The organism is Hymenobacter sp. M1-2 (assembly GCF_057808495.1).
The window spans coordinates 231978-255920 of sequence record NZ_JBTYZO010000003.1; the positions used below are offsets into that span (position 1 = coordinate 231978).

At 60.6% G+C, this 23943-nt stretch carries 24 protein-coding genes; 19 read left to right on the plus strand and 5 right to left on the minus strand.

From position 1 onward, the window contains the following. Positions 1 to 24: 24 nt before the first annotated feature. Entirely contained in the window at positions 25 to 897 is an 873-nt protein-coding gene (locus ACYSMN_RS05025; protein ID WP_488922750.1) for a helix-turn-helix domain-containing protein, read from the minus strand. Between the two features lie 225 nt (positions 898 to 1122). Then, positions 1123 to 2028 (minus strand): carbon-nitrogen hydrolase family protein, encoded by a 906-nt coding sequence (locus ACYSMN_RS05030; protein ID WP_488922751.1) that lies wholly within the window; start codon positions 2026 to 2028, stop codon positions 1123 to 1125. Between the two features lie 141 nt (positions 2029 to 2169). Between ACYSMN_RS05030 and ACYSMN_RS05035 the strand changes: the two genes are divergently transcribed. From ACYSMN_RS05035 to ACYSMN_RS05110, 16 genes are all read left to right on the plus strand, one after another. Next, on the plus strand, positions 2170 to 3372 hold the full coding sequence (locus ACYSMN_RS05035; RefSeq protein ID WP_488922752.1) for a bifunctional alpha/beta hydrolase/OsmC family protein: 1203 nt from the start codon (positions 2170 to 2172) through the stop codon (positions 3370 to 3372). Positions 3373 to 3654: 282 nt separating this feature from the next. Further along, complete coding sequence (locus tag ACYSMN_RS05040) at positions 3655 to 4935, plus strand: zinc dependent phospholipase C family protein (RefSeq protein WP_488922753.1); 1281 nt, start codon at positions 3655 to 3657, stop codon at positions 4933 to 4935. A 375-nt stretch (positions 4936 to 5310) separates the two neighbouring features. Then, entirely contained in the window at positions 5311 to 5862 is a 552-nt protein-coding gene (locus tag ACYSMN_RS05045; protein ID WP_488922754.1) for a carboxymuconolactone decarboxylase family protein, read from the plus strand. Positions 5863 to 5958: 96 nt separating this feature from the next. Continuing rightward, entirely contained in the window at positions 5959 to 6519 is a 561-nt protein-coding gene (locus ACYSMN_RS05050) for a carboxymuconolactone decarboxylase family protein (RefSeq protein ID WP_488922755.1), read from the plus strand. 31 nt (positions 6520 to 6550) lie between these two features. Beyond that, positions 6551 to 7288, plus strand: coding sequence for an SDR family oxidoreductase (locus tag ACYSMN_RS05055; RefSeq protein ID WP_488922756.1), 738 nt, complete (start codon positions 6551 to 6553; stop codon positions 7286 to 7288). Between the two features lie 17 nt (positions 7289 to 7305). Next, positions 7306 to 8076: an SDR family oxidoreductase gene (locus ACYSMN_RS05060; RefSeq protein ID WP_488922757.1), complete on the plus strand. Its 771-nt coding sequence runs from the start codon at positions 7306 to 7308 to the stop codon at positions 8074 to 8076. 27 nt (positions 8077 to 8103) lie between these two features. Further along, positions 8104 to 8859: a glucose 1-dehydrogenase gene (locus tag ACYSMN_RS05065; protein ID WP_488922758.1), complete on the plus strand. Its 756-nt coding sequence runs from the start codon at positions 8104 to 8106 to the stop codon at positions 8857 to 8859. Positions 8860 to 9041: 182 nt separating this feature from the next. Then, positions 9042 to 9926, plus strand: coding sequence for an enoyl-CoA hydratase/isomerase family protein (locus tag ACYSMN_RS05070; RefSeq protein ID WP_488922759.1), 885 nt, complete (start codon positions 9042 to 9044; stop codon positions 9924 to 9926). A 20-nt stretch (positions 9927 to 9946) separates the two neighbouring features. Next, positions 9947 to 11071, plus strand: a complete 1125-nt coding sequence (locus tag ACYSMN_RS05075; RefSeq protein WP_488922760.1) for an NADH:flavin oxidoreductase/NADH oxidase — start codon at positions 9947 to 9949, stop codon at positions 11069 to 11071. A 14-nt stretch (positions 11072 to 11085) separates the two neighbouring features. Continuing rightward, the gene (locus ACYSMN_RS05080) at positions 11086 to 11532 is read left to right on the plus strand and encodes a DMT family transporter (RefSeq protein WP_488922761.1); all 447 of its coding nucleotides are present in this window, start codon (positions 11086 to 11088) and stop codon (positions 11530 to 11532) included. A 120-nt stretch (positions 11533 to 11652) separates the two neighbouring features. After that, complete coding sequence (locus tag ACYSMN_RS05085) at positions 11653 to 12087, plus strand: MarR family winged helix-turn-helix transcriptional regulator (RefSeq protein ID WP_488922762.1); 435 nt, start codon at positions 11653 to 11655, stop codon at positions 12085 to 12087. Between the two features lie 271 nt (positions 12088 to 12358). Next, on the plus strand, positions 12359 to 14485 hold the full coding sequence (locus ACYSMN_RS05090) for a protein-disulfide reductase DsbD family protein (RefSeq protein WP_488922763.1): 2127 nt from the start codon (positions 12359 to 12361) through the stop codon (positions 14483 to 14485). A 412-nt stretch (positions 14486 to 14897) separates the two neighbouring features. Further along, positions 14898 to 15527: a YceI family protein gene (locus ACYSMN_RS05095; RefSeq protein WP_488922764.1), complete on the plus strand. Its 630-nt coding sequence runs from the start codon at positions 14898 to 14900 to the stop codon at positions 15525 to 15527. Positions 15528 to 15581: 54 nt separating this feature from the next. After that, positions 15582 to 15998 carry a DM13 domain-containing protein gene (locus tag ACYSMN_RS05100; protein ID WP_488922765.1) on the plus strand — a complete coding sequence of 139 codons (417 nt, stop codon included), beginning with the start codon at positions 15582 to 15584 and terminating at the stop codon, positions 15996 to 15998. A gap of 252 nt (positions 15999 to 16250) precedes the next feature. Further along, complete coding sequence (locus ACYSMN_RS05105) at positions 16251 to 16748, plus strand: hypothetical protein (RefSeq protein WP_488922766.1); 498 nt, start codon at positions 16251 to 16253, stop codon at positions 16746 to 16748. Between the two features lie 220 nt (positions 16749 to 16968). Then, a complete protein-coding gene (locus ACYSMN_RS05110; RefSeq protein ID WP_488922767.1) occupies positions 16969 to 17991 on the plus strand; it encodes an LLM class flavin-dependent oxidoreductase in 1023 nt (340 codons plus the stop codon). A gap of 76 nt (positions 17992 to 18067) precedes the next feature. Here the strand turns inward: ACYSMN_RS05110 and ACYSMN_RS05115 are convergent, their stop codons facing one another. Both ACYSMN_RS05115 and ACYSMN_RS05120 read right to left on the minus strand, forming a co-directional pair. After that, positions 18068 to 18478: a response regulator gene (locus tag ACYSMN_RS05115; protein ID WP_488922768.1), complete on the minus strand. Its 411-nt coding sequence runs from the start codon at positions 18476 to 18478 to the stop codon at positions 18068 to 18070. 8 nt (positions 18479 to 18486) lie between these two features. Beyond that, positions 18487 to 20364 carry a sensor histidine kinase gene (locus tag ACYSMN_RS05120; RefSeq protein WP_488922769.1) on the minus strand — a complete coding sequence of 626 codons (1878 nt, stop codon included), beginning with the start codon at positions 20362 to 20364 and terminating at the stop codon, positions 18487 to 18489. A gap of 161 nt (positions 20365 to 20525) precedes the next feature. Between ACYSMN_RS05120 and ACYSMN_RS05125 the strand changes: the two genes are divergently transcribed. From ACYSMN_RS05125 to ACYSMN_RS05135, 3 genes are all read left to right on the plus strand, one after another. Further along, positions 20526 to 20987, plus strand: coding sequence for a response regulator (locus tag ACYSMN_RS05125; protein ID WP_488922770.1), 462 nt, complete (start codon positions 20526 to 20528; stop codon positions 20985 to 20987). A gap of 64 nt (positions 20988 to 21051) precedes the next feature. Next, a complete protein-coding gene (locus ACYSMN_RS05130) occupies positions 21052 to 22158 on the plus strand; it encodes a sensor histidine kinase (protein ID WP_488922771.1) in 1107 nt (368 codons plus the stop codon). Between the two features lie 245 nt (positions 22159 to 22403). Continuing rightward, a complete protein-coding gene (locus ACYSMN_RS05135) occupies positions 22404 to 23498 on the plus strand; it encodes a PAS domain-containing sensor histidine kinase (RefSeq protein WP_488922772.1) in 1095 nt (364 codons plus the stop codon). Between the two features lie 20 nt (positions 23499 to 23518). On the opposite strand, the gene ACYSMN_RS05140 is transcribed toward ACYSMN_RS05135, so the two are convergent. Further along, positions 23519 to 23845: an STAS domain-containing protein gene (locus ACYSMN_RS05140; RefSeq protein ID WP_488922773.1), complete on the minus strand. Its 327-nt coding sequence runs from the start codon at positions 23843 to 23845 to the stop codon at positions 23519 to 23521. Positions 23846 to 23943: the final 98 nt, after the last annotated feature.

A 23943-nucleotide genomic window follows, 5' to 3' on the forward strand; every position in this document is an offset into this window, starting at 1 on the left:
CCACTGCATGGACGAATTGCCCCGCTACGCCAGGCCCCGTGCAAAGCCCACCGTTTGCCGGTACAGCGCCGGCGACACATCGGCCTTCTGCTTGAACAGCCGGCTGAAGTAATACTCATCTTCGAAGCCCAGCTCCCAGGCAATCTGCTTTACGGCCTTGTCGGTGAGGTAGAGCTCCCGCTTCGCCTCAATGACGATGCGCTCCTGAATCAGGTCGGAAGGTGTTTTGTGGAAATGTTTCTTGGTGAGCCGGCCCAGCGCCTTAGGCGTGAGGTGCACCAAATCGGCGTATTCGGCGGGGCTGTGCAGGGTGCGGTAATGCGCTTCTATGTGCTCCCGCAGCTGCTGCACCACGTAAGCCGGGCGGCCAGGCACGGCAGCAGCGGCCGGGTGCTGCTCCATCTTCTGGCGCGAAGCATGAATGAGCAGAATTTTGAGCTGGGCCACCAGCAGTTCGTGTTGCGCCACACCGGGTTGCTGCAACTCGTGCTCCAGCGCCGCCACACTGCTACCCAGGGCAGCGGCGGCGGCCGTCTCTAGCGTCACGAGGGGCGGCTGGTAGATGTTGTTGAAAAGCACCCCGTTGCAGGCAACTTCGGCCTGGTGCTTGATGATGCAAAAAAAGTCGGGGTGAAACTGTACGGTAGTCAGCGCCAGATCCGGCGTGTTGCCAGCCAGCATAAACGGCTGGTACGGGCTAAAACACAGCAGCTGATCGGGTTCGAAGGCATAGTCCGAAAAATCGGCGCGCAGAATGCCCTGGCCGGCCCGCACCCACACCAGCGAGTAGTAGTTGAAACGGCTCAGGTGGTCGAAAGGCTTGTCGCCGCGCTCAGTGTGGCTGACTTTCAGCGCCAGCTCGCCGGTGCGCTCATTGACTAGGGTGAGAGGCAGCACGTTTCTGTAAATACGTTCGGGCGCAAAGCACGGCAAAAACAACCACGCATCACCTGGACAAAAAGACCTTAGGGCTGGACGAAAGGGCTGGCTCTCCGGAATCTATGCTTCTATGCAGTACTTCATTCAAGTTGCGGAGTGGTTTTTAGAGTTAGTGCCCCTCCTTGGAAAGGAGAGGCACTAACTCCTAGCTTTCTAGACTTTATAGTCCGCAAATTAGGTTACTTACCCGAACACATCCGGCCTAGCGTAGTGCCCGGTCACGTCCAACGTCATTTGCTCCTCGGTGATGCGGGCTAAGTCTATTTCAGCGGTCAGAATAATTTCTTCGTCGAAGACGGGGCCCGCCAGTACGGTGCCATCGGGGACGATGATGACGCTGCCGCCCCGCAGGAGCATGGCGTCCGGGTTGCCGGCCAGTTCGGGCATGGGTTCCAGCTCCGAGGGCAAGTCGCGCACGTGCATGATGGCCCCGCAAGCCACCACGAAGCAGCGCCCCTCGAAGGCGTAGTGCCGGCTGGCCACCAGGTTCATTTCCTTGACCTGCGGCCAAGCCGCTACGTGCACATCCTCGCCCGACTCGTGCAGGCGCTGGCGAGCCGGCGGCATCCAGTGCTCCCAGCAGATGAGCCCGCCCACCCGGCCGGCGGCCGTGGGCACGGCGCGCAGGCTTTGCCCATCGCCCTGGCCCCAGATCAGACGCTCGGTGTAGGTGGGCATGAGCTTGCGGTGGGCGTGGGTCAGGCGTCCGTCGGCGTCGAAGGTGAGCATGGTGTTATAAAGCGTGCCGCGGCCGGGGCCGTCCGCCACCCGCTCGTGCACGCTCATATTCAGTACTACGCCGTGGGCGCGGGCGGCGGCCCCGAGGGCCTCGGTGACGGGACCGGGTACCACCACGCTGTTTTCGACCAGGCGGCGGTACACCTGCTTCACTGGTGCCGAATCCCACAGGTTTACGTCGCGACACACGTCGAGCCAGGCGGGATAACCGGGCAACCAGGTTTCGGGAAACACCACCAAGCGGGCCCCACGGGCAGCAGCTTCGGCGATGAGCGTTTCGGCCTTGGCCAGCGAGGCGGGCAGATCTAGGTAAACGGGGGCAGCCTGCACGGCCGCGACGGTAAAGCGCATAAAGACGAGGAAACAGTGCCGGAAGTACCGGACAACCCTTGCCCGGCGGCGAAAAGGTAGGCGAAAGCTGTAAGGAACGGAAACCGGCCGCGTCTACCCCACCAGCCTCCTCCCCGCTGCCCTTTGCTTTATTCCGAACTCATGAAGTCGCTTCCCATTCAATTTCTCAACGGCCGCGGCGAACTCCTGGACGCTCGCCTGGACCTGCCGGCCCACGGCCACCCCAAGGCCTACGCCATTTTCGCCCACTGCTTCACCTGCACCAAGGAGTACAATGCGCCGGTGCACGTAAGCCGGGTGTTGCAGCAGCTTGGCATCGCGGTATTACGCTTTGATTTTACCGGCCTGGGCCGCAGCGAAGGGGATTTCGCCGACTCCAACTTTTCCTCCACCGTCCTCGACCTGGCGGCGGCCAGCCAGTTTCTGGCCGAACACTACGCCGCGCCGCAGTTGCTCATCGGGCACTCCTGGGGCGGCACGGCGGTGGTGCTGGCCAGCCAGCAATTAGCGGCGGTGCAGGCCGTCGTGACGCTCGGCTCACCGGCCACGCCGCAGCACATCACCCACCATTTTGCCCACAAGCTAGCCGAAATCAACGCCCAGGGCAGCGCCACGGTGCAGATCGGCGGACGGCCTTTTCAACTTAAAAAACAGTTTTTGACCGACGCTGAGTCGGCCGGCGAGCAAGCCGTGATGCCCGGCGCAGGCCGGGCCCTGCTGGTGATGCACAGCCCCCAGGACACGGTGGTCCACATCAGCCAAGCCGCCCGGCTTTACGAGCAGGCCCAGCACCCCAAAAGCTTTATCACCCTCGACGGTGCCGACCACCTGCTTAGCCGCAAAGCCGACGCCGAGTACGTGGGCCAGCTCATCGGCAGCTGGGCCGCGCGCTACCTCACCACCGAGCTGCCCGAGCCCCTGCGCACCCAAGAAACGGTGGTGGCCCGCCTGCGGGCCGGCTCTTTGCTGACGGAGGTGCAGGCCGGCCACCACACTTTTTTAGCCGATGAGCCCATCGCCAATGGCGGTACCGACCTCGGCCCTGGCCCCTACGACCTGCTGCTCGCCTCGCTGGGCACCTGCACCGCCATGACCCTGCGCCTCTACGCCGAACGCAAAAACTGGCCGCTGGAGGAAGTACGCGTGCATCTTTCTCACACCAAAATCGCGGCGGGCCAGGAGCGCATCGAGCGCCGTCTGGAGCTGCGGGGCCCGCTCACCGACGAGCAGCAAATGCGCCTGCTCGAAATAGCCGACAAATGCCCCGTGCACCGCACCCTGCACGCGCAGGTGCAAGTAGCCACGGCTCTGCTGACCGAGGCCGAAACCACGAAATCGTTCTAACCCCTGTACCACCGCCTGGCAGTGGCTTCTGCTGACCTTTTCAGTTCTCCTAATCCTGCGCACAGTATACAGGAAAACCGTCCAGGTTGCCACGCGCAATCAAGTAGTTCCGGCCGGTAGCCGAGTTGGAAGCTGAAATGATCCAACTCGGCAGCCGGCCGCACATTGCCGCTCCAAGTCCAGTCTGCTGCTCCGGCCCGTGCCGGACGGCGGACAGGACCGGCGCGGTTTGGTTCCGCCCCGGCGGACTGGTTTTGTTATTCACTTCAGCCAAGCCCCGCTATGCCCTTCACCCGTACTCTGTTCTTGTTGTCCGTGTGCTGGTGGAGCCTGGCCGGGCTGCTAAGTAGTCACTCCGCCGCCGCTTACTCCGTCCTCACCCACCAAGCCAACGTGGATTCCTGCTGGGCGCGCTTTCTGCTGCCCGCCCTCCAAGAGAGGTTTCCCGGCGCCACCCCCACGCAGCTCGACGAAGCCAAGGCCTATGCCTACGGCGGCTCCATTATTCAGGACATGGGCTACTACCCTTTTGGGTCCGTCCTATTTACCAACCTCACGCACTACGTGCGCAGCGGCGACTTTGTACGCAACCTGCTCAGCACCGCCGCCACCCGCGACGAATACGCCTTTGCCCTCGGCGCCCTCTCCCACTACGCCGCCGACATAGAAGGCCACGGCACGGGTACCAACCGGGTTGTACCCATCTTATTTCCTGAGTTAAAAGAGAAATTCGGGCCGGTGGTTACGTACGTCGAAGCGCCCGTGGCTCATTCCCGCGCCGAGTTTGCCTTTGATGTGGTACAGTTAGCCAGCGGCCACTACCGCACCACGGCTTACCATAAGTTTATCGGCTTCAAGGTGCAGAAAGACGTGCTGGCGCGGGCCTTCGCCCAAACCTACGGGCTGGAGCTGAGCAAGGTCATTTTCAACGTAGACCTGAGCGTGGCTTCCTACCGCTACGCCGTGCGCCGCCTGATTCCGGGCGTAAGCCGGGCCGCCTGGCGGGCCAACCGCCACCAGATCCGCCGCGAAGTGCCGGGGGTGCAGCGCCGCGAAATGGTGTACCAGGCCAGTATGCGCAGCTACCACGAGCAGTACGGCACCGACTATGAGCGCCCCGGCGTGCGGGCGCGGCTGCTCTCGGGGGTGCTGCGGGTGCTGCCCAAGGTAGGGCCGCTGCAAGCCTTGCGTTTCGTCACACCCACACCCGAGGCACAGGAAGTCTACCAACGCAGTTTCGCCCAAACCGTGAGCCGCTACGGGGTGCTGCTGCACAGCCAGGTGCGCGGCGGCACCATGCTCGACGGCGCCTCGCTGCCCAACACCGATTTCGACACCGGCAGCCCCACCCGCCTGGGCGAGTATGCCCTGGCCGATGAGACCTATGGCGAATGGCTGCGCATGTTGGCCAAGGATGATTTTCAGAGCCTGAGTGTGCCCATCAAGCAAAACCTGCTGTCTTTCTTTGATGAGTCTAGCCTGACCCCGGTGGCCGAGGAAGAGCGGGAACAGGATAACATGCGCGCCACGCAAGCCGCGCTGGCGCGGCTGCGGACGCACTAAGGCTTGCTCTGACTGGGCACAGGGGTATTGTTTGGGTCTTGCAAGTGGCCTGGAAACAAATCCGCCCACAATGCTTACGGCTACCGGGTTACGCCTTCCTTCGGTTCGACAAGCTTGAAAGGCCGTTCTTGGCTGCCCCTGTTCGACGTTTCAGGTAGGTTCTCAGCAACTCCAGTTACCACCTGTTTGCCACTTTAAAATATTTTTTTGCTTTGGCCGTAAGGTTCCGGCCTTAGCCGCGTCTGTCCTTCCGAAGCCGGCCCGCTGGTTTCCCCAACCTCTTTTGTTGCACAACTAGTAGACGTCGGTTTGTCTTGTTTAAATCGATGTTATCAACATCAAAATAAATTTTCTTCCAACTTTTTCCAACACTCCATGAAAACCTTCCAAGTCCCAACCCGCGACCAAGTCGCCCCCGGCGCTCAAGCCATTTTCGACAACCTGCAAAAGGGCCTCGGCTTCGTGCCGAACCTGTTTGCCACCATTGGCTACTCGGCCAACGCGCTCAGCAGCTACATGGCCTTTCAGCAAGCCCAGGCCAAAGGCACATTCAACGGCAAAGAGCGCGAGGCCGTGTTTCTGGCCGTGTCGGAAGTAAACGGCTGCGAATACTGCCAGGCTGCTCATACCGCGCTGGGCAAGATGAATGGCTTCCAGGAAGAAGAAACCGTGCAACTGCGTGCCCTCACGCACTCCGACCCCAAGCTGAGCGTGCTCACCCGCTTGGCTGCTAGCATCACGCGCACCCACGGCCGCCCCGAGCCCCAGCTGCTCGAAGACTTTTTCGCCCTGGGTTACAACGAAGGTGCGCTCGTCGACCTGATAGCCTTGGTGGCCGACAAGACTCTGGCCAACTACGTGCACAACATCACCCAAGTGCCCATCGACTTTCCCGCCGCTCAAAAGCTGGAAGCCGAGCTAGCGTAAACAAACAGGCAGCCGTGGGTAACCCCAAGAGCCTGCGGCTGACCTTTTTTTTGTCTCGTTATTTCAATGTTCACAACATCAAAACAAACCAAAGCCATGACTAACCTCGGAGTACTTACCCGCGAAAACGCCCCCGAAGCCGCCAAGCCAACCTACGATGGCCTGCTGAAAAAAGCCGGTTTCATGCCCAACCTCTACGCCACCTTCGCTCACTCGGCGCTGGCGCTCAATGGCTCCGTGGCCTGGGCTGACACCCTGCGCAAGGGCGAGCTGAACGGCAAAGAAGCCGAAGCCATTTTCCTGGCCGCCTCGGAAGCCAACAATTGCTTCTACTGCGTGTCGGCCCACACCCAAATGGGCAAAATGTACGGCCTGACGGAAGAGGAAACCCTGGCCCTGCGCCAGCAAACCAGCACCAATCCCAAGCTGAACGCTATTTCGGTACTCGCTCGCGACGTAGTGGAAAGCCGCGGCTTTCCGGCCCAGACCAACATCGACAACTTCTTCGCTCAGGGCTACAGCAAAGCGGCGCTAGTAGAGCTGATCGGCTTCGTGGCCCTGAACACTTTCAACAACTACGTCGAGCACCTCGATGGTACGCCCATCGACTGGCCCCTGGCCCAACCGCTGCCCGAAACCGCTGCCGTGCCCGCTTAGGCTGGCCAGGTTGCTTAGCGGAGCCAGGATCATGGACTTAACTGAAAAAGTAGTGCTGATTACGGGCGCCAGCAGCGGCATTGGCGAGGCCACGGCCCGCCTGCTGGCCGCCCGCGGTGCCCGCCTCGTCCTCGCTGCCCGCCGCCTCGATCGGCTGGAGCAGTTGGCCGGAGAACTGACGGCGGCCGGCGCCCAGGTGCGCGTGGCCGCCACCGATGTCACGGACCGCGCCAGCGTGGAAACCTGCGGGCAGCTAGCCCTGCGCGAGTTCGGCCAGATTGATGTGCTCGTCAATAATGCCGGTGTGGCCCACCTAAGCATGGTGGAGCAGCTGCGCTACCAGGAGTGGATGACCATGCTCGACGTGAATCTGAAAGGGGCCCTGAATATGCTCGACGCCGTGTTGCCGGGCATGATGGCGCGCCACCAGGGCCATATCGTGAACGTGGCGTCGCTGGCGGCGCGCAAAGTGTTTCCGGGCGGGGCCGTGTACAGCCTCACCAAGTTTGGGCTGCGCGCCCTTTCGGAAGGCCTGAAGCAGGAACTGACCGCGCCCTACAACATCCGGGTGACGGTGCTGGAGCCGGGCACGGTCAAAACCGAGTTTGTGCAGCACGTGGCCGACGAATCGTTGCGCCAGAAGTACGCGGAGTTTCTGACCCAGGACGTGCTGGAACCCGAGGACATCGCGGCCGCCATTGTCTACGCCCTGGAGCAGCCCGCCCGCGTGAACGTGACCGAGCTCAAAATCGAGCCTTCGCTCAAGTAATATCTTATCAGGCAGTTATGATGAACGCGAAATGGACGCTGACTGGCCAGCGTGCCCTCGTCACGGGCGGCACCAAAGGCATTGGCCGGGCCGTAGCCGAGGAACTGCTGGACCTGGGCGCCGAGGTGCTCATCGTGGCCCGCAACGCCGCTGATGTAGAGCAGACCGTGGCCGATTGGCAAACCCAAAACCGTCCGGCCTTCGGACTGGCCGCTGATGTAACTTCCGAAACCGGCCGCGCCGCCGTGTTTGCCCGCGCGGCGGAGCTTTGGGGCGAGCTGGACATCCTGGTCAACAACGTGGGCACCAACGTGCGCAAGTCGTTCACGGAGTATTCGCCGGCCGAGTACGAGGGCCTATTTCAAGCCAATTTGTACAGCACCATGGAAATGTGCCGGGCTGCTTACCCGCTGCTGCGGCGCTCCGCCCGGGCCTCCATCGTTAACGTGGGCTCAGTGGCCGGCCGGGCCGATGTGGGTACCGGCGCGCCCTACGGCCTCACCAAAGCCGCCGAAGAACAGCTCAGCCGCCATTTGGCCGTGGAATGGGCCGCCGCTGGCATCCGCGTCAACACCGTGGCCCCGTGGTTTATCCGCACGCCGCTTACGGCCCCGCTGCTGAGCCAGCCCGAATTTTTGGCCAAAGTAGAAGCCCGTACGCCCCTGGGCCGGGTGGGCGAGCCGGCCGAAATTGCCGCTGCCGTGTGCTTTCTGTGTCTGCCCGGCGCGGCCTACATCACCGGCCAGTGCTTGGTGGTTGATGGCGGCACGGCGGCCCGAGTTTTCTGATCTAGCCCTCACTTCTCTGATCTTCTGATGAAACAGTTTCAAGACCAAGTCGCCCTCGTAACGGGCGGCAGCGCGGGCATTGGGCGGGCCACAGCCGTGGCGTTTGCCGAGCACGGCGCGCAGGTGGTTATTGCCAGCCGCCGCGCCGCCGAAAGTGAAGAAACCCTACGTCTGGTACGCGCCGCCGGCTCCGACGGCCTGTTCGTGGCCACCGACGTCACCCGTGAAGCTGACCTGGCCGCCCTTATCGCCCGCATCGACGCCGAATACGGCCGGTTGGACTTCGCCTTCAACAACGCCGGCACGCTGGGCGAGCTAGTACCGGTGACCGAGCAAACGGAGGAGAACTTCTTGCACGTGATGACCACCAACGTGCAAAGCGTGCTGCTCGGCATGAAGCACCAAATTGCCTACATGCTCATCCACGGTGGCGGCAGCATCGTCAACAATGCCTCCGTGTACGGCCTGCGAGCTTTCCCAACGGGAGCGGCGTACGTGGCCAGCAAGCACGCCGTGCTAGGACTGACGCGCGCGGCGGCCCTGGAAGTAGCTCGGTCGGGCATTCGGGTCAACGCGGTGTTGCCGGCCGTCACCTTTACGGAGATGTCGGAGCGGGTGCGCCTGGAGGCCGGACTTAGCCCGGAAGATTCCGCCGCCGGCCACCCCATCGGGCGGGTAGGCCAACCCGCTGAAATCGCCAGTGCGGTTATCTACCTCTGCTCAGTGGGCGCCGGCTTTGTCACGGGCCACTCCCTGGTGCTCGACGGCGGCATGATGGCCTAGCACACGCCGGCACCGGGCCTTTGCGCAATGTCAGGCTGCGTTTTCAGAGCTAATCAAGAAGCTGCTCCGAATTATACGAATCATATAAGAACGTCATGCCTCATCTGGCGTCCGCTTCCAGAACCATCTCCTTTTCCAACCACGACAGGCCCTTGCGGCCCCTCGCCTTCTCTGCTTCAGCCATGAAAAACTTTACCCTCTACCTGCTCACCCTTGCCCTGCTGCTGCTGGCGCCCCTCGCCCAAGCCCAGAAAGCCACGCCGGCTTACTTCGCCAAGTACGAGCACCTGAAGATGACGCGCACCGACGATGGCATCCTCGAAATTCGGCTGCACACCAACAACGGCCCCATCACCTTCACCGGCCGCGACCACCGCGAGTTCGTGGAAGCGTTTTACAACGTCAGCCAGGACCGCGACAACAAAGTGGTAATCCTGACCGGCACTGGCAACGAGTGGATGGCCAAAATTGACTTCGCCAGCCTGGGCGACATCACCAACCCGCGCGAGTGGGACGCCGTGATTTGGGAGGGCCAGAAAATGCTGCAAAATCTGCTCGACATCAACGTGCCGGTCATTGCGGCCATCAACGGCCCGGCCTTGCTGCACTCGGAATACGCCCTGACAGCGGACATCATTCTGGCCTCCGAAGGCGCTTACTTTCAGGATTTGCCCCACCTAGCGGGCGGCATCGTGCCCGGCGACGGTATGCAGGTGATGTGGCCTCGCGTGCTGGGCCCGCAGCGCGGCAAATACTTTCTCTACACCCAGCAAAAGTTAACCGCCAAAGAGGCCAAGGACCTGGGCGTACTCGCGGAAGTGCTGCCCACCAACGAAGCCCTAATGGCCCGCAGCTATGAGCTAGCCCGGCAACTGCTGAAAATTCCGGAGCTGACCCGCCGCTACATGCGCACGATGTTCACCCAGCCCCTCAAGCGCGATGTGCTTGAGCAAGTAGGCTACGGCTTGGCCCTGGAAGGCATTTCGGCTACCGATTTGAAAGTAGCCGCCGATCTGAAGGCCAAAGAGACAGCGCCTGCTGCGGGCAAAAAGCCTGCGAAGAAATAATTTCCCTGAACTGCCTGCTCATGAAACCTACCGCTTCTGTTACGCCGGCACCGGAACCTGCGGCTCCGTCTGCTTCGCCCCCGGCGCTGTTCACCCCGCTCACCCTGCGCCAACTCACGCTCAAAAACCGCGTGGCCGTGTCGCCCATGCAGCAGTACAGCGCCGGGCCGGGCGGCCGGGCCACCGACTGGCACTTGGTGCACCTGGGCTCCCGGGCCGTGGGTGGGGCGGGGTTGGTACTCACCGAAGCCACCGCCGTAACGGCCCAGGGCCGCCTGACGCCCGATGATTTGGGACTTTGGGACGACGCCCAGATTGGGCCGCTGCGCCGCATTACCGACTTTGTGCACGCCCAGGGTGCCGCGGCCGGGGTGCAGCTGGCCCACGGCGGGGCCAAGGGCAGCCGGCAGGCTTTCCACCTGGGCCGCAACCAACTGGCCGCGCACGAAGGCGGCTGGGAGTTGGTGGGAGCTTCGGCCGGCGCGCCCTACGCCGGCATGGGCGACGCCCGAGAACTGACACCCGCCGAAATCCAAGAGATAGTGGCCGCTTTCGGGCAAGCTGCGCACCGAGCCGACCAAGCCGGCTTCGACGTGGTGGAAATACATGCTGGCTACGGCTACCTGATCCACCAGTTTCTCTCGCCCCTCACCAATCACCGCCTGGACGAATACGGGGGCTCGTGGGAAAACCGCACCCGGTTTGCAAGCGAGGTGGTGGCTGAAATTCGCCGCCACTGGCCCGCCGCCAAGCCGCTGCTGCTGCGCCTGGCCGCCCAGGACTACGCCGAACCCGGTCTTCCCGCCTGGACGCTGGCCGACTCGGTACAGTTGGTGCGCGCCTTGCAGCCCCTTGGCGTGGACCTGGTGACCTGCGTGGGCGGCGGTTTCGTCTGGCCGCAGCCCCACCAGATGGGCGAGTTCGTGCAGCTCTCGGCCGCAGTCCGGGCCGCCACGGGCGTGCCAACTGGCGGCGTGGGCCGCGTTAGCACCGCCGCCCAGGCCAACAACGCCCTCGAAAGTGGCCAAGCCGACTTAGTGCTGCTGGCTACTCAGCACCTGCGCGACCCATACTTCACGCTGCACGCGGCCCAGGAACTAGAGGTGGCGGTGGAGATACCGTTTCAATACATTCGGGCTTATTAGCCTGCTGTTCAGCCATGAACAACGTCATCTATTTGCTGCTAGCCCTGGCCCTTGGGGCCCTACTGCCGTTACAGTCGGGGGCAAATGGATTGCTGGGCCGCACGATAGGCAGCCCGTACGTGGCCACGCTGCTGGTGTTTGGGGTGGCAGCCCTGAGCATGGCCGCCGTGCTGGCGGCTCAGCGCGCGGCGTTGCCCGCACCGGCCGAGCTGGCGCGGGTGCCGTGGTGGGGTTGGCTGGGCGGCTTCATTGCCGTGGCCAACATCCTGGGATTCATCGTGCTACCCCAGAAAATCGGCCTCGGCACGCTCATCGGCCTGTTCGTGACTGGGCAGATGGTAGCGGCCCTGGTGGTGGACCATTTCGGCTGGCTGAACTTTCCGGTGCACAGTTTCAACGGCTGGCGCTTATTAGGAGTAGCGTTGCTGGTGGCGGGTGTGTTTTTGATTAAGCGGTTTTGATGCTTAATCTTCAGCATTCTTTTTTTCCTCGGGCTGGTTTGCAGCCGGCCCTGACCCGCAGCGCAAGCTGCGGGCGGTTCTTGGGTTAATTATGCCCGCTCGTTTCTTATCTTGGCGAGCGTGGGAGGCAATTACCAAAACGACTGGCACCATCTGAGGGCAAATCTGCTGCGCATTTCCGGTTGGCTGCGCATCCGCGTCAACGACGTGCTCGAACCGTTTGGCATCACGCAGCCTCAGTTCAACATTCTGCGCATTCTGCGCGGACAACAGGGCCGGCCCATCAGCACCCAGGATATTCGGGAAAGAATTCTGGACCGCGCCAGCGACGTCTCGCGCCTGGTCGACCGGCTGGCGGCCAAACAACTGGTGCTGAAATCGATGTGCACCACCGATAAGCGGCTGGTCGACGTCATTATTTCCCCCAAAGGCCTGCAAGTACTGGCGCAGATCGATGCGAAAATGGGCGAGATTGACGCTATTCTGCAAGTGATTTCGGCCGAAGAAGCGCAAACCATCAACCGCATCCTCGACCGCATTTCGGCCCGGAGCTAATTCGGTTGGGCTTCACCGCTCAAGCTACGCCCCCGTGACTATGACCGCTGCCGCCCGGCGTATCGGGCAGCAGCGGTCCGTTCTGCTTTTCCTGGGCGGGCTCTGCTGTTGCCTCGCAATTGTAGGATTAGTGTACACCTATTGGCCTCCCTCCCCGCTGATAATGGCCGTGGGGGCTCGCTGAAGTAAGAAGAGGGACCTATTCCGGCCGGCGGCTGTAAGGATGCGGGCCAGGCGGCGTCTACCTGCCCGAACCCAGACCCTTACGCTTATGCTCCGCCGCTCCGCCCGCCTCTTACTCCTTTTGCTCAGTGCCTGGGCTTTGGTAACCACCTCTCTGCACGCGCAGGTACTCACACCCACCAAGCTCACCGCCTCGCTCAGTCAGCCCACCGCGCCGGTCGGCACCGAGTTGGACCTGGTGGTGCAGGCTCAGATTCAGCCCGGCTGGCACCTCTACGCCACCGACTTCGACCCCGACCTGGGCCCGGCCGTGTTCACGCTGACTTTCGCTAAAAACCCGGCTTACGCGCTGGTGGGCCCGCCCAAATCGGTGAAGTCCCGGCACGCGCACGATGAGGTATTCAACGGCGAAGTAGCCTTCTTTGAGAAGACCGGCCAGATTCAGCAGCGCATTCGGGTACTGAAGCCGGGTCCGCTCACCATCACGGCCGAAGCCGACTACCAAAGCTGCTCCGACACCGATGGCCGCTGCGTGCCCGGCAACTCTTCACTCTCCTTCGGTCCGCTCAACGTGCTGGAAAAAGCCGCCGCGACTCCCGTAGCTCCCGCCTCCACCCCCAAGCCTCCGCGCGCCGCTTCAACGCCCACTCCTGCTTCGGGCAGCGCCACGGTTGCGGTGGCCGAGCAAGCACCGCAAGCCAACGTAGCGGCGGCCCTCGCGGTGCCAGCTGGCACGGGGCTGTGGCAGTTTGGCCTGCTAGCGTTTTTGTCGGGTTTGGCGGCGCTGCTTACGCCCTGCGTGTTTCCGATGGTGCCGCTCACGGTGTCGCTGTTCACGAGCGGGCAGGACAGCCGGCGGCGCGGCATCCTCAAGGCGCTGACCTACGGCCTGTCCATTGTCTTGATTTACACCGTTATCGGCGTGGTGGTGGCGCGGGTGCTGGGCGAAGACGGTCCCAATTTCCTGGCCACGCACTGGGTGCCCAACCTGCTGTTTTTCGTGGTGTTTGTGCTGTTTGGGCTGTCGTTTCTGGGCTTGTTTGAAATCACGCTGCCTTCGGGCCTGGTAAACCGGGCCGACCGGCAGGCCGACAAGGGTGGCTGGGGTGGCATCTTCTTCGCCGCGTTTACGCTGGTGCTGGTGTCGTTTTCCTGCACCGGACCCATCGTGGCCACCATTCTGAGCCTCTCAGTACGGGGCGAAACGCTGCTGCCGGTGGTGGGTATGGTGAGCTTCTCGCTGGCCTTTGCGCTGCCGTTCACGCTGTTTGCCATCTTCCCTGCCTGGCTGAAAAACCTGCCCCGCTCCGGCGGCTGGCTCAACACGGTGAAAGTCACGCTGGGCTTCGTGGAGCTGATGCTGGCCTTCAAATTTCTGAGCACCGTAGACCTAACCTATCACTGGGGCCTGCTCGACCGTGACGTGTACCTCACCATCTGGATTGCCCTGGCGGTAATGTTAGGGTTGTACTTGCTAGGCAAAATCAAGCTTTCCTACGATTCGGACCTAACGCACTTGAGCGTGGGCCGCCTCCTGCTGGCAACGCTCACCTTTGGTTTCGTGGTGTACCTGGTGCCGGGCCTGTTTGGGGCGCCGCTGCCGCTGCTGGCCGGCTACCTGCCGCCCCAAACCAGCCGCGACTTCAACTTGGCCGCTGCGCCGGTGCCAGCTTCGGTTAGCCCGGCGGCCAGCCAGCTCGCCAACGCCGCCACGGAGCCAGCCCGCTTCGCCAATTTTCTGGAGCTACCCTTGGGTCTGCATGGCTACTTCGACCTGGAGCAGGCCCGGCGTGTGGCCCGGCAGCAACACAAACCCATCTTCATCGACTTCACGGGCCACGGCTGCGTGAACTGCCGCAAGATGGAAGCCAACGTGTGGAGCGACCCTCAGGTGCTGCAAAAGCTGCGCAACGACTACGTGGTGGTGGCGCTGTACGTAGACGACAAGACCGAGCTGCCCGCCGCCGAATGGTACACCTCCAAGCGCGACGGCAAATCCAAAACCAGCCTCGGCAAGCAGAACGCCGACCTCCAACTCACCCGCTACGGCGTCAATGCGCAGCCCTACTACGTGCTGCTCGACCCCGAAGACCAGAGCTATCAGCCGCTCATTGCGCCTGTGGCTTACGAGCCCAACGCCGCCCGCTTCGTTGAATTCCTGCAGGCCGGTGTACAGCAATACCACAGTTCCTCGGTGCCCTTGGCCAGCCGGTAAGGCCATCCCAAAGAGAGGAAGGCTGATAACAGCACATCCGCCGGCCAGAAACATCTTACCAATCACGACTATAGCAGCTGCCCACTCTGAGATATGAGGCGGGCAGCTTTTTTTATTCGTAAAAATGCCGTTTCCCGGCTGATATAGGCCTTTCTGGCTGATCAGATAGACCTACACAACTTTTTCAAGAAAAATAATTACGAACTGCTGTAAGGTCAGGGCAGCCCTTGCGTCTACCCCATCGAACCCAGGCAGTAAGTTGCTTTTGCCCGCTTCGGCAAGCCGCTCGCCCTCCGCCAGTACCCCGGACCGATTAGGTCCCGCCTTCTGCCTCCCCTTCTTCTACCAGCCATTAGGCGAAGCTTCATTCAAGCTTCCCGCTACCCCCTCACACCCTTTACCGTCGTCCGCCATGACTACCCTCACAACTTCTCCTGCCGCCCCGTTTATTTCCCGCCGGGTGTTGCTCACGCTAGCTGCCGTTGTGATTCTGGTGCTGGTCGGCGCCGGTTTTTACGCCCGGCAAGTATTTACCACGGCTCCCGCACCGGTTGCGGTAACCGAAACCGGCGGCGTGGCCGAGTTCAACTTCCGCGTCACGGGTATTCCGGTGCCGGGGGTGGTTTCGGGGCTGATGGCGCAGGTGCAGTTGTCGCCCGCCGATCTGGCCCACACCACGGGCACCATCACTGCCAATCTAGGCACGCTTAACACCGGTCTTGCACTGCGCGATGAACACGCCCGAGATTACCTAGGCGTAGCGGCTCACCCCACCGCCACGTTTGCCCTGACCAGCCTAACCGGCCTGACGAGCATCACTCCCGGCCAGCAGCAGAAAGGCACCGCCCAAGGCACTCTTACGCTCAACGGCACGGCTCACGCTCTGCAAGCCCCCATCGAACTCAATTACGCCGCCGACGGCCGCCGCTTGGACGTGACCACCCATTTGAATGTGGCCTTCAAAGACTACGCCATCGAGATTCCCGGCGCCGACGCCAATACCGACGTCACGGCCCGCTTCCAGCTGCCCATCAAACCTTGATTTTCACTTCAACTTTCCAACTTTTCACACTTCCTTTTCCAAACTCCAACTGTCATGAACAACACTTTCCGTCTCTTCGCCGCCGCGCTGACCTTCTTCGCCGCCACTACCACCACTCCTACCTTTGCTCAGAAAGCAAAAACCGGTGAATTCCACGCGCTAAACGCCCCTACTACCGGTACGGCCAGCATCGCCAAGGAAGGCAGCAAGTCAGTTCTGAAACTGACCAATCTCAAGACCGAAGTAGGCCCTGGTCTGCAAGTATGGCTCTACGCTGATGCAGCTCCGGCCAAAGGCGCCAAAGACACCGATATCGCCGCGGCCAAGCACGTGGTTGTAGGTGACTTGAAGACCTTCACCGGCGACTTCACCTTCGATTTGCCCGCCGGCACTAAGGCAGGCGACTACAAGAGCGTAGTGCTCTGGTGCGACAACGTGAAGACGTCTTTTGCCGCTGCGCCGTTGAAGTAGTCTCCCCTGCTCACTAACGCATCTAAACCGCCGTGGCCTAGCGCCGCGGCGGTTTTTTGTTTGGTTGAGGCCACTTCTATCCTATAATCTAACCGAGAGAATAATGCAGCCTAGGCTAATTCAACCGTCGCATACATTCCCCGTTTGCTGAACGGCTTCACGCAACATCCCAAGTCGGCTTGCGAGAACTTACCATCTTGCCGCTCCTTTTACTTAAGGCAGAATCTTGCCCTAGTCTTCTTCACTACGTGTATGGATGGTTTCAAGGAAAGTTTTTTGTGGTTTCAAGCCGATAAACCCGAAGTGGATACGGATAGCTTATTCCAGATTACAGTCGAAGACAATGCCATCCGCGTCGAGAACCAACATATAAATTGCCTCTACGCAGGACTAGACAACAAGCAATTCAACGAAGCCTACAACTACTTCAATAAGTACCTGCACTTCGACTTTGCGCCCGTATCCATCGGTGGCAAAGCATACGAGTTGTCGAAAGCAAATCAAGATTATCTGGACCAGGTAACCATAACGAGTTCTATTTATTTCTATGCCGTCAATAGGCTAAAGCTCGTATTGAGAGAAGGCAAAATATCTTTCACATCGCCAATTGATTATATTATTGGATTGCTTGATAAAAAGTACGACGTCGATACAGAGGTGAGTTTGCTCCTGGGAGCTAAAATCTTAAGGACCTCTCCTGATTCTTATGCCGATACGGTGAAATGGAGAAGGCGCTATTACGATAAATAAACGGAGCTGCTTTCCTCCTGCTGACAGGCTTTCAGGGTTGTGCTGCTTGCTTTGAGAATCGGGCCGTGTGTTGTTTTTGATGCAACTTGCCGTGGCTGAAGACAGGATCTTACAGCGTCGTAGCAGTTGATTTTCGGCTACGCTTCCGCTGGAAATAGTTGATGCCTAGCAGCTCTGGTTTCCCTTCTGGCCGCAACCCGTACCACTTACAAAAAGCCCCATGCAAATTGGAATTGATAGTTTCGCCGCGGCCTTGCTCGACAACGGCACCGGCACTACCCTGAGTGGCGTAGAAGCCATGAGCCAGCTACTCGAACGAATCGAACGAGCCGACAAAATTGGGCTGGACGTGTTTGGGATTGGCGAGCATCACCGCGCGGAATTTCTCGACTCTGCTCCCGCCGTTATCCTGGCGGCGGCTGCGGCCCGCACCAAGCGTATTCGCCTCACCAGTGCCGTAACCGTGCTCAGCGCGGCCGACCCGGTGCGGGTGTTCCAACAATTCGCTACCCTGGATTTGATTTCGCAAGGGCGGGCCGAAATGGTGGTTGGGCGCGGTTCTTCTATTGAGGCGTTCCCCTTATTTGGCTTCGACCTCGATGACTACGACGCACTGTTCACCGAAAAACTCGGCCTGCTACTCACCATCCGCGACAATGAGCGGGTGCGTTGGTCGGGTAAGTTTCGGCCGGCGCTGACGGGGCAAGGCATCTACCCCCGGCCGGTGCAACAGCCGCTGCCTATTTGGCTGGGCGTGGGTGGCACTCCGCAATCTTTCGCGCGGGCCGGGGCGCTGGGCCTACCGCTGATGGTAGCCGTTATTGGCGGCGACACTCACCGTTTTCGGCCGTTGGTGGATTTGTACCGCGAAGCGGGCCACCGGGCCGGGCACGCGCCGGAGCAGTTACAAGTAGGCTTGCACTCGCTCGGCTACGTGGCCGAAACGACGGAAGAGGCGGTGGAGAATTTTTATCCGGGCTATGCCCGCACCTTCACCCAACGGGCCAAAGAACGGGGCGGGTCGCCAATTACGCGGGCCCAGTTCAATGCGCAGGCTGGTCCGCTTGGGGCCCTGCTGGTAGGCAATCCGGAGGAAGTGGCCGCGAAAATCCTGCGCCACAGCGAAGCGCTAGGCGGCATTTCGCGCGTCACTTTCCAGCTAGACGTAGCAACTTTGCCCCACGCTAGGCTGCTACAATGCCTTGAGCTTCTAGGTACTCGGGTAGCGCCGCTGATTCGCTGAGCGGCACAACAAGCAGGCACGGAGTGCGACACATGACCACATAAGACTAATGCGGCGCGTGGTGTTCGGAGGCTGCTCAGGTGTTCTGATAATTCACCCCGAACCAGTAGGTAACGAGCTGGGCAATGGCGCCCAGAAACTCTTTGTATTCCAGGGGCTTGATGACGTAGCTGCTGGCTCCTAGCTGGTAGGCCTCCGACACGTCGCGGCGTTCCTGCGAGGACGTGAAGACTACCACGGGCACCTCGCGCGTCCGCTCACTGGCGCGCAAGGTCTCTAGCAATTGCAGGCCGGTGCCGCGGGCCAAACGCAAGTCCAGCAGCAGCAGGCGGGGCAGCCGCGGTTGCGTTGCCAGGAAGTTTAGAGCTTGGTCGTTGTCGGGGAAGGCTACGTAGGCCGGAGCTTCCGGCAGCTTGCGCAGGGCCCGTTGCACCAGTTCTACGCAGTGCGGGTCGTCTTCCACGTGCAGGATATCGAGGTGGTCCATAGGGTGGGTTAGACGAGAGAAGGTGCGGTGGGGAGAGCAAAATAAAATGTGGCGCCGTGTCCTTCAACGCCTTCGGCCCAAATATGGCCACCGTGGTTGGCTAAAATACGCTGGCAAATCGCCAACCCAACGCCGGTGCCCGGAAAATCGTTGGCCGAGTGCAGCCGCTTGAACACGCCGAACAGGTCGTTGGCGTAGCGCGCGTCGAAGCCCACGCCGTTGTCGGTGATGCTGTAAATGGTTTCGCCTTCGCCCGGCTGGCAAGTAATACGAACGTGCGGACTGGTTTGACGCGCCGAAAACTTGACGGCATTGCTCAGTAAATTGAACCATACCTGCCGGATCAGTTGGCGGTCGGCGTAGGCGATGCCGAGCGGAGCCATGTCGAGGCGCACGGGCTGCTTGTTTTCGGTCAGCAGCTGGGCGAACAGCTCGCGCACCAGCCGGTCCATATTCACGGCTTCGGGGTGTACGGCCGTGCGGCCCAGGCGCGCAAACTGTAGCAGCGCCTCGATGAGCTCGTGCATGGAGCGGGCGCTGGTCAGCACGATGTCGAGCAGGCGGCGGCCTTCTTCATCCAACGCCTCGGAATACTCGTCTTCCAAAATACCCCCGAACGACAGCACCGAGCGGAGCGGCGTCTTGAGGTCGTGCGAGACGGAGTAGGAAAACGCTTCCAAGTCCTGATTCTGCTGCTCCAGCACCGTACTGTACTGCTGAATCTGCCGGCTGGCGGCCGATAATTCCTCCACCGCCGCCGATAACTCGTCGTTGGCGACTTGCAGATTTTGGTTTAGCTGCTGAAGTTGCTGCTCGGCCCGTTGGCGTTCCGTAATATCCATTACCGTGCCCTGGAGGCGAGTTTCGCTGGCTTCCACTACAGGTTTGCCCCGCGCCTGCAAGTACTTGATGCTGCCATCGGGCAGCACGATGCGGTACTGCGTGCTGTAGGGTTCTGATTTTTCCAGCGCAATCTTCTCCTCTTTTTGCACCCGGTCGCGGTCGTCGGGGTGCAAGGTTTGGCTGAACAGCGATGCATCGGTGGCCTGCCCAGCCAGGGCGGGGTCCCAGCCATAGATGCGGTACAGTTCGGGGGTGGCCGTGAAATGACTGCCGCTATGATCGAGGTCGAAGCTGCCGACTTGGGCAATCTGCTGCGCTTCGTAGAGGCGGTCGAGCAGGTGTTGCAGATTATTGCTGAGTGCGGCCAGCGCCGTATTCTTCTCCGTCAGCTCGCAGTCTTGCTTTTCTTGCCGGCCCAAGTCGCGGGTGATAGTGTAGGCCGCGGCCCCGAACAAGGCCACCAGCACGCCGATAGCAACCAGGTTAACCACGTTGTTGCGCTGGGCCTGGGTTTCCACTTCCCGGAGTTGGCTGGTTAGTCTACTCCGCTCGTGGGCCTGCATTTCGGCCACCAAACGCCGGATCGTGTCCAAAATACGCTTGCCTTCCCCGCCGGCTACCCGCTTGGCGGCAGCCGCAAATTGGCCCGCCCGCACCAAATTGATGTCGTGGCTAAGAAAAGCCTCCTGAGCCTGAACCTGCGTGTGCACTTGCCGCAGCCGCGGGGCGTGAAAAGCTTCGTAGGCAGCCAATTCCTCCAAGATAGAAAGTTCGCGCTGCAAATTGGCCAACGCTAGTTGGTAAGGCTCCAGGAACCGTTCTTGCCTCGTGATAATGTAGCCTCGCTCGCCCGTCTCAGCGTCTTTGGCCAGCGAAAGCACCTTTTCGAGCTGGGCCAGCACCCGTTGCGTGCGTTCGACTTGCAGTACTGTGCGCACGTAGAGCGTGGAACTGCGCTGGTAAAAGTAGCCCGTGCTGGCCAGCAGCAGCGCCGCGGCCAGAAAACTGAGGTACACCTTTTGGCGCAGTGGAATTTGCTTCATGAACGCAAGTAAAAAGGCACGGAGAAATTAGAGGCGATACTATGCCAACAATAGCAGAATTCTAATTTCTGCAAGCCAACAAATTTACTCATTAAGAGTAAGCACTAATACGGATAAGTGCTTGCGGCGGCTTACCTTTACCAATACCTTCCTCACATTTCATGTTTCCACTGAAGCCCGAAATATTGTTGATTGAAGACAGCTCCCACGACGCCGAGCTGACGTTTCGGGCACTGCGGGCGAAGATGCCTACTTTGGAATACTATCACCTGCGCGATGGCGAAGAAGCCCTGGACTACCTGATGCGCCAGGGCAGCTACGAAAACCAGACGTACGAATTGCCCCTGCTCGTGTTGCTCGATATGGACCTGCCCAAGGTAAAAGGTGAGCAAGTGCTGGAAGCCCTCAAAACCGATCCGCGCACCAAAGCCATTCCAGTGGTCGTCATGACCGTGTCTACGTCGGCGGCCCAGATGCAGCAGGCGTACCAACTGGGTGCCAACAGCTACGTTATCAAGTCGATGAACTTCGTTAAGTACTCCTTGAACGTGGCGGAAGTGGTTCATTACTGGCTCGTTATAAACGATTTACCCAACAATTTCAAGCTGTCCGAGAGCCGCTAGTAGCGCGTCCGGGCCTTCCTCAGCGGCGGGCACTTTTGCGCTGAAAGCCGCGTACACTGTTACCATGAATCACTGTTACCCGTCGGCGCTCGACGCCCTGCCTGAGGCCCTGGCGTGCTTCGATGCTGATTTGCGCCTAACCTACGTGAACCGCGAATTTGCGCGCTTGCTGGGCCAGCCAGCGGCGGCAATAGTGGGCCGGGCCGCCGCGGAACTGCACCCAGCTCACTGGCCCGCGGCCGACGCTTGGCTGGCCACGCTACGGCAAGTGCGCCAGAGCGGCAAAAGGGCTTCGTTTGCTTTGCCCACCGCCGGAAATCAGGCTGGCGCGGAACCCGTCCACATGGTTATGGAAGTATGGCCGGAAGTGACGGAAGGACAGGTAACGGCTGTTCTTTCAGTGGTGCGCGACGTAACGGCCCACCGACGGACGGAAGCTGAGTTGGCCCGCACGCAAGCCGAAATGATTCAGCAGCGCGAGCAACTCACGCGCGCCAACGGCCACCTCGAAAACTTCGTGTACACGGTGGCGCACGACTTCCGGGCGCCCGTTAGTAACCTGAGTTTGCTCATCAACCTGCTGCTTGAGCGTCCGCACGACGAGGAAAGCCAGCTGCTGATGGACCATATGCACCAGTCGTTGCGGCAGCTGGAAAGCACCATCGCCGACCTGGTGGAAGTGCTGGAAGTACAAAGCACGTTCAAGGTGATGACGCACCAATTGCCGCTGGACCAGGCCTACGCCGATGTACAAGCCGAACTCAGCACCGACCTGGCGGCGGCCAACGCGGTAGTGGAAACCGATTTTAGCGCCTTGCCGGAGTTGGTTTATATCCGGAGCTACCTCCAAAGCATCTTGCGCAATCTGCTGAGCAACGCGCTGAAATACCGCGTGCCGGGCCGTCCGCTCCGCGTGCAGGTGCGCAGCTGGCGCGAAGACGATTTTGCCGTGCTGGCCGTGCAAGACAACGGCATTGGGATGGATTTGCGTAGCCAGGGGCACAAGTTGTTCCGGCCCTTTTCGCGCCTTACTACGCAAGCCGATGGCAAAGGCATTGGCTTGCATCTGGTGCAAAACATTGTGCAGCGCAACGGCGGCCGTATCGAGGCCGACAGCCAGCCCGGCGTGGGCACCACCTTTACGTGTTTCTTGCGCGAATACGAGGCGTAACATCCTGCTTCTCTCCTATTCCTCTAGCTGATGCTCAGCCAGAGGCATCATTGCTACTCATTGAAGGCAAGACGTTTAGAAAAATCATGTAGCAACCCAGGGCTGATGGTTAATTCTCCTCCTATTCCCGAATAGGAGCTAGAGGCAGCTCTACTCCGCAACTGCCGCGAAAAGCAGGGACGATACAACCAAACCAAGCGGCAAGGGTATAGCTAACATTCCCTTATCTAAACACTTGCCGCGCGATGTTGAACCCCGCTGAGTTTTTTCTGGACCAAGCGCAGGCCAGTCCGTACGTACACTTCATGTATGATCTACAGGCTGCGCGGGTCGTATTTGTTAGTGCGGCCTACGAGCGGGTGCTGCGGGGGCGCCGCGACCAGGTGAACGAGGAACTGCCGGCCCTGCTTGCCCGCTTGCATCCCGACGACTTGCCGGTACTGAGCCGCTGCTGGCGTTTGTGGCAGAAGGGCGGCCTGCACGACGAAGTGGAACTGCGCGTTTTACTCCCCGACCAGTCGGAGCAGTGGCTGTGCCTCACGCCGCACTGGCACCAGGATGCGCAGGGCCAGATCTGGCTGGGCGGCATCCTCCGCGATACCAGCATAGAAAAGGAGGCCCGGGACCTGCTGAACAAGTTTGGCCACAAGAAAAACACGGTGCTTGAGATTTTGTCCCACGATTTGGCCGGCGCCTTCGTGATGCTCCAGCAGCTAACAGAGTACGTACAGGAAGAAATGAGCCCCCAGATAAACCCGCGGGTGCCCGAAATGCTGCGCCTGATGCAAACTACCAGTCAGCAAAGCGTACGCATGATTCATGACCTGGTAGACCAGGAGTTTTTGGAATCCAGCAAAATAAGTCTCCGCCGCGAGCGGGTGGACTTGCGCGAGAAGGTGCGGCAATGCCTGGAGCCCTTCCAGTGGGCCCCAGGGCGGGAGGCTCATCAGCTAGTGGTAGAAATGCCGCCGGAGCCGGTGTACGCGGAAGTCGATGTCAATAAAATCCTGCAAGTGGTTGTTAACTTGGTTAATAATGCGCTGAAATATACCCCCGACACCGGCCGCATCACGGTGCGAGTGGAGCCGCAGCCGGACCGGGCGCGCATTGTGGTAGCCGATGAGGGTATCGGTATTCCCAAGGAGCTGCAACCAATAGTATTTGAGCGGTTTACCAAGGCCCGGCGCCCCGGTCTGCGGGGCGAACCTACCACGGGCCTGGGCTTGTCGCTGTGCAAAACCATCGTGGAGCTGCACCAAGGCACCCTAACGATGAGTAGCGCGGAGGGCAAGGGCAGCATCTTCACCGTGGATCTGCCGCTGTCGGCCAGCGCCACCTAGCCGTTGCTTCCCCTGCTCAGCTAGCGCAGAAAGGGCCGCGGGCCGCGGAAGGCTTCGGTGGGCAACAGCGGCAATACGGCGGCTAAGCCGCTGTTTTCGAGGCGGGTCCGCACGGCTGGGCACAGGCCGCACACGTAGAAAGAAGCCCCGTCGGCCTGCACCTTCCGAAACCAGGCGAAGAGCACCCGTAATCCTTGCACGTCGATATCGGCGAGATTTTCACAGTCCAGCCAGATTTCGGCCGCGCGCGTGGCGTATGCTTCCTCAAGCATGGCATCTAGCCGCGCGCAGGCAGCAGCGCCAATGCAATGCCCACGTAGCCCAATACCAAAGTAACGGGGATGCACACTCTTAAATAAGGCGAAGGGTATAGGTTGAGGTATCACAAACACGTCATCAGCACCAGAGCCAACCCTGACTCCCATACAAATTTACTATCGTAGCT

Excerpts from the sequence above, each read along its gene's own strand:
- ACYSMN_RS05125 (WP_488922770.1), top strand. The coding sequence starts at position 20,526 with ATGTTTCCACTGAAGCCCGAAATATTGTTGATTGAAGACAGCTCCCAC.
- ACYSMN_RS05095 (WP_488922764.1), top strand. The coding sequence starts at position 14,898 with ATGACTACCCTCACAACTTCTCCTGCCGCCCCGTTTATTTCCCGCCGG.
- ACYSMN_RS05110 (WP_488922767.1), top strand. The coding sequence starts at position 16,969 with ATGCAAATTGGAATTGATAGTTTCGCCGCGGCCTTGCTCGACAACGGC.
- ACYSMN_RS05035 (WP_488922752.1), top strand. The coding sequence starts at position 2,170 with ATGAAGTCGCTTCCCATTCAATTTCTCAACGGCCGCGGCGAACTCCTG.
- ACYSMN_RS05065 (WP_488922758.1), top strand. The coding sequence starts at position 8,104 with ATGAAACAGTTTCAAGACCAAGTCGCCCTCGTAACGGGCGGCAGCGCG.
- ACYSMN_RS05135 (WP_488922772.1), top strand. The coding sequence starts at position 22,404 with ATGTTGAACCCCGCTGAGTTTTTTCTGGACCAAGCGCAGGCCAGTCCG.
- ACYSMN_RS05070 (WP_488922759.1), top strand. The coding sequence starts at position 9,042 with ATGAAAAACTTTACCCTCTACCTGCTCACCCTTGCCCTGCTGCTGCTG.
- ACYSMN_RS05115 (WP_488922768.1), bottom strand. The coding sequence starts at position 18,478 with ATGGACCACCTCGATATCCTGCACGTGGAAGACGACCCGCACTGCGTA.
- ACYSMN_RS05130 (WP_488922771.1), top strand. The coding sequence starts at position 21,052 with ATGAATCACTGTTACCCGTCGGCGCTCGACGCCCTGCCTGAGGCCCTG.
- ACYSMN_RS05120 (WP_488922769.1), bottom strand. The coding sequence starts at position 20,364 with ATGAAGCAAATTCCACTGCGCCAAAAGGTGTACCTCAGTTTTCTGGCC.
- ACYSMN_RS05055 (WP_488922756.1), top strand. The coding sequence starts at position 6,551 with ATGGACTTAACTGAAAAAGTAGTGCTGATTACGGGCGCCAGCAGCGGC.
- ACYSMN_RS05080 (WP_488922761.1), top strand. The coding sequence starts at position 11,086 with ATGAACAACGTCATCTATTTGCTGCTAGCCCTGGCCCTTGGGGCCCTA.
- ACYSMN_RS05100 (WP_488922765.1), top strand. The coding sequence starts at position 15,582 with ATGAACAACACTTTCCGTCTCTTCGCCGCCGCGCTGACCTTCTTCGCC.
- ACYSMN_RS05075 (WP_488922760.1), top strand. The coding sequence starts at position 9,947 with ATGAAACCTACCGCTTCTGTTACGCCGGCACCGGAACCTGCGGCTCCG.
- ACYSMN_RS05045 (WP_488922754.1), top strand. The coding sequence starts at position 5,311 with ATGAAAACCTTCCAAGTCCCAACCCGCGACCAAGTCGCCCCCGGCGCT.
- ACYSMN_RS05090 (WP_488922763.1), top strand. The coding sequence starts at position 12,359 with ATGCTCCGCCGCTCCGCCCGCCTCTTACTCCTTTTGCTCAGTGCCTGG.
- ACYSMN_RS05060 (WP_488922757.1), top strand. The coding sequence starts at position 7,306 with ATGATGAACGCGAAATGGACGCTGACTGGCCAGCGTGCCCTCGTCACG.
- ACYSMN_RS05040 (WP_488922753.1), top strand. The coding sequence starts at position 3,655 with ATGCCCTTCACCCGTACTCTGTTCTTGTTGTCCGTGTGCTGGTGGAGC.
- ACYSMN_RS05030 (WP_488922751.1), bottom strand. The coding sequence starts at position 2,028 with ATGCGCTTTACCGTCGCGGCCGTGCAGGCTGCCCCCGTTTACCTAGAT.
- ACYSMN_RS05050 (WP_488922755.1), top strand. The coding sequence starts at position 5,959 with ATGACTAACCTCGGAGTACTTACCCGCGAAAACGCCCCCGAAGCCGCC.
- ACYSMN_RS05105 (WP_488922766.1), top strand. The coding sequence starts at position 16,251 with ATGGATGGTTTCAAGGAAAGTTTTTTGTGGTTTCAAGCCGATAAACCC.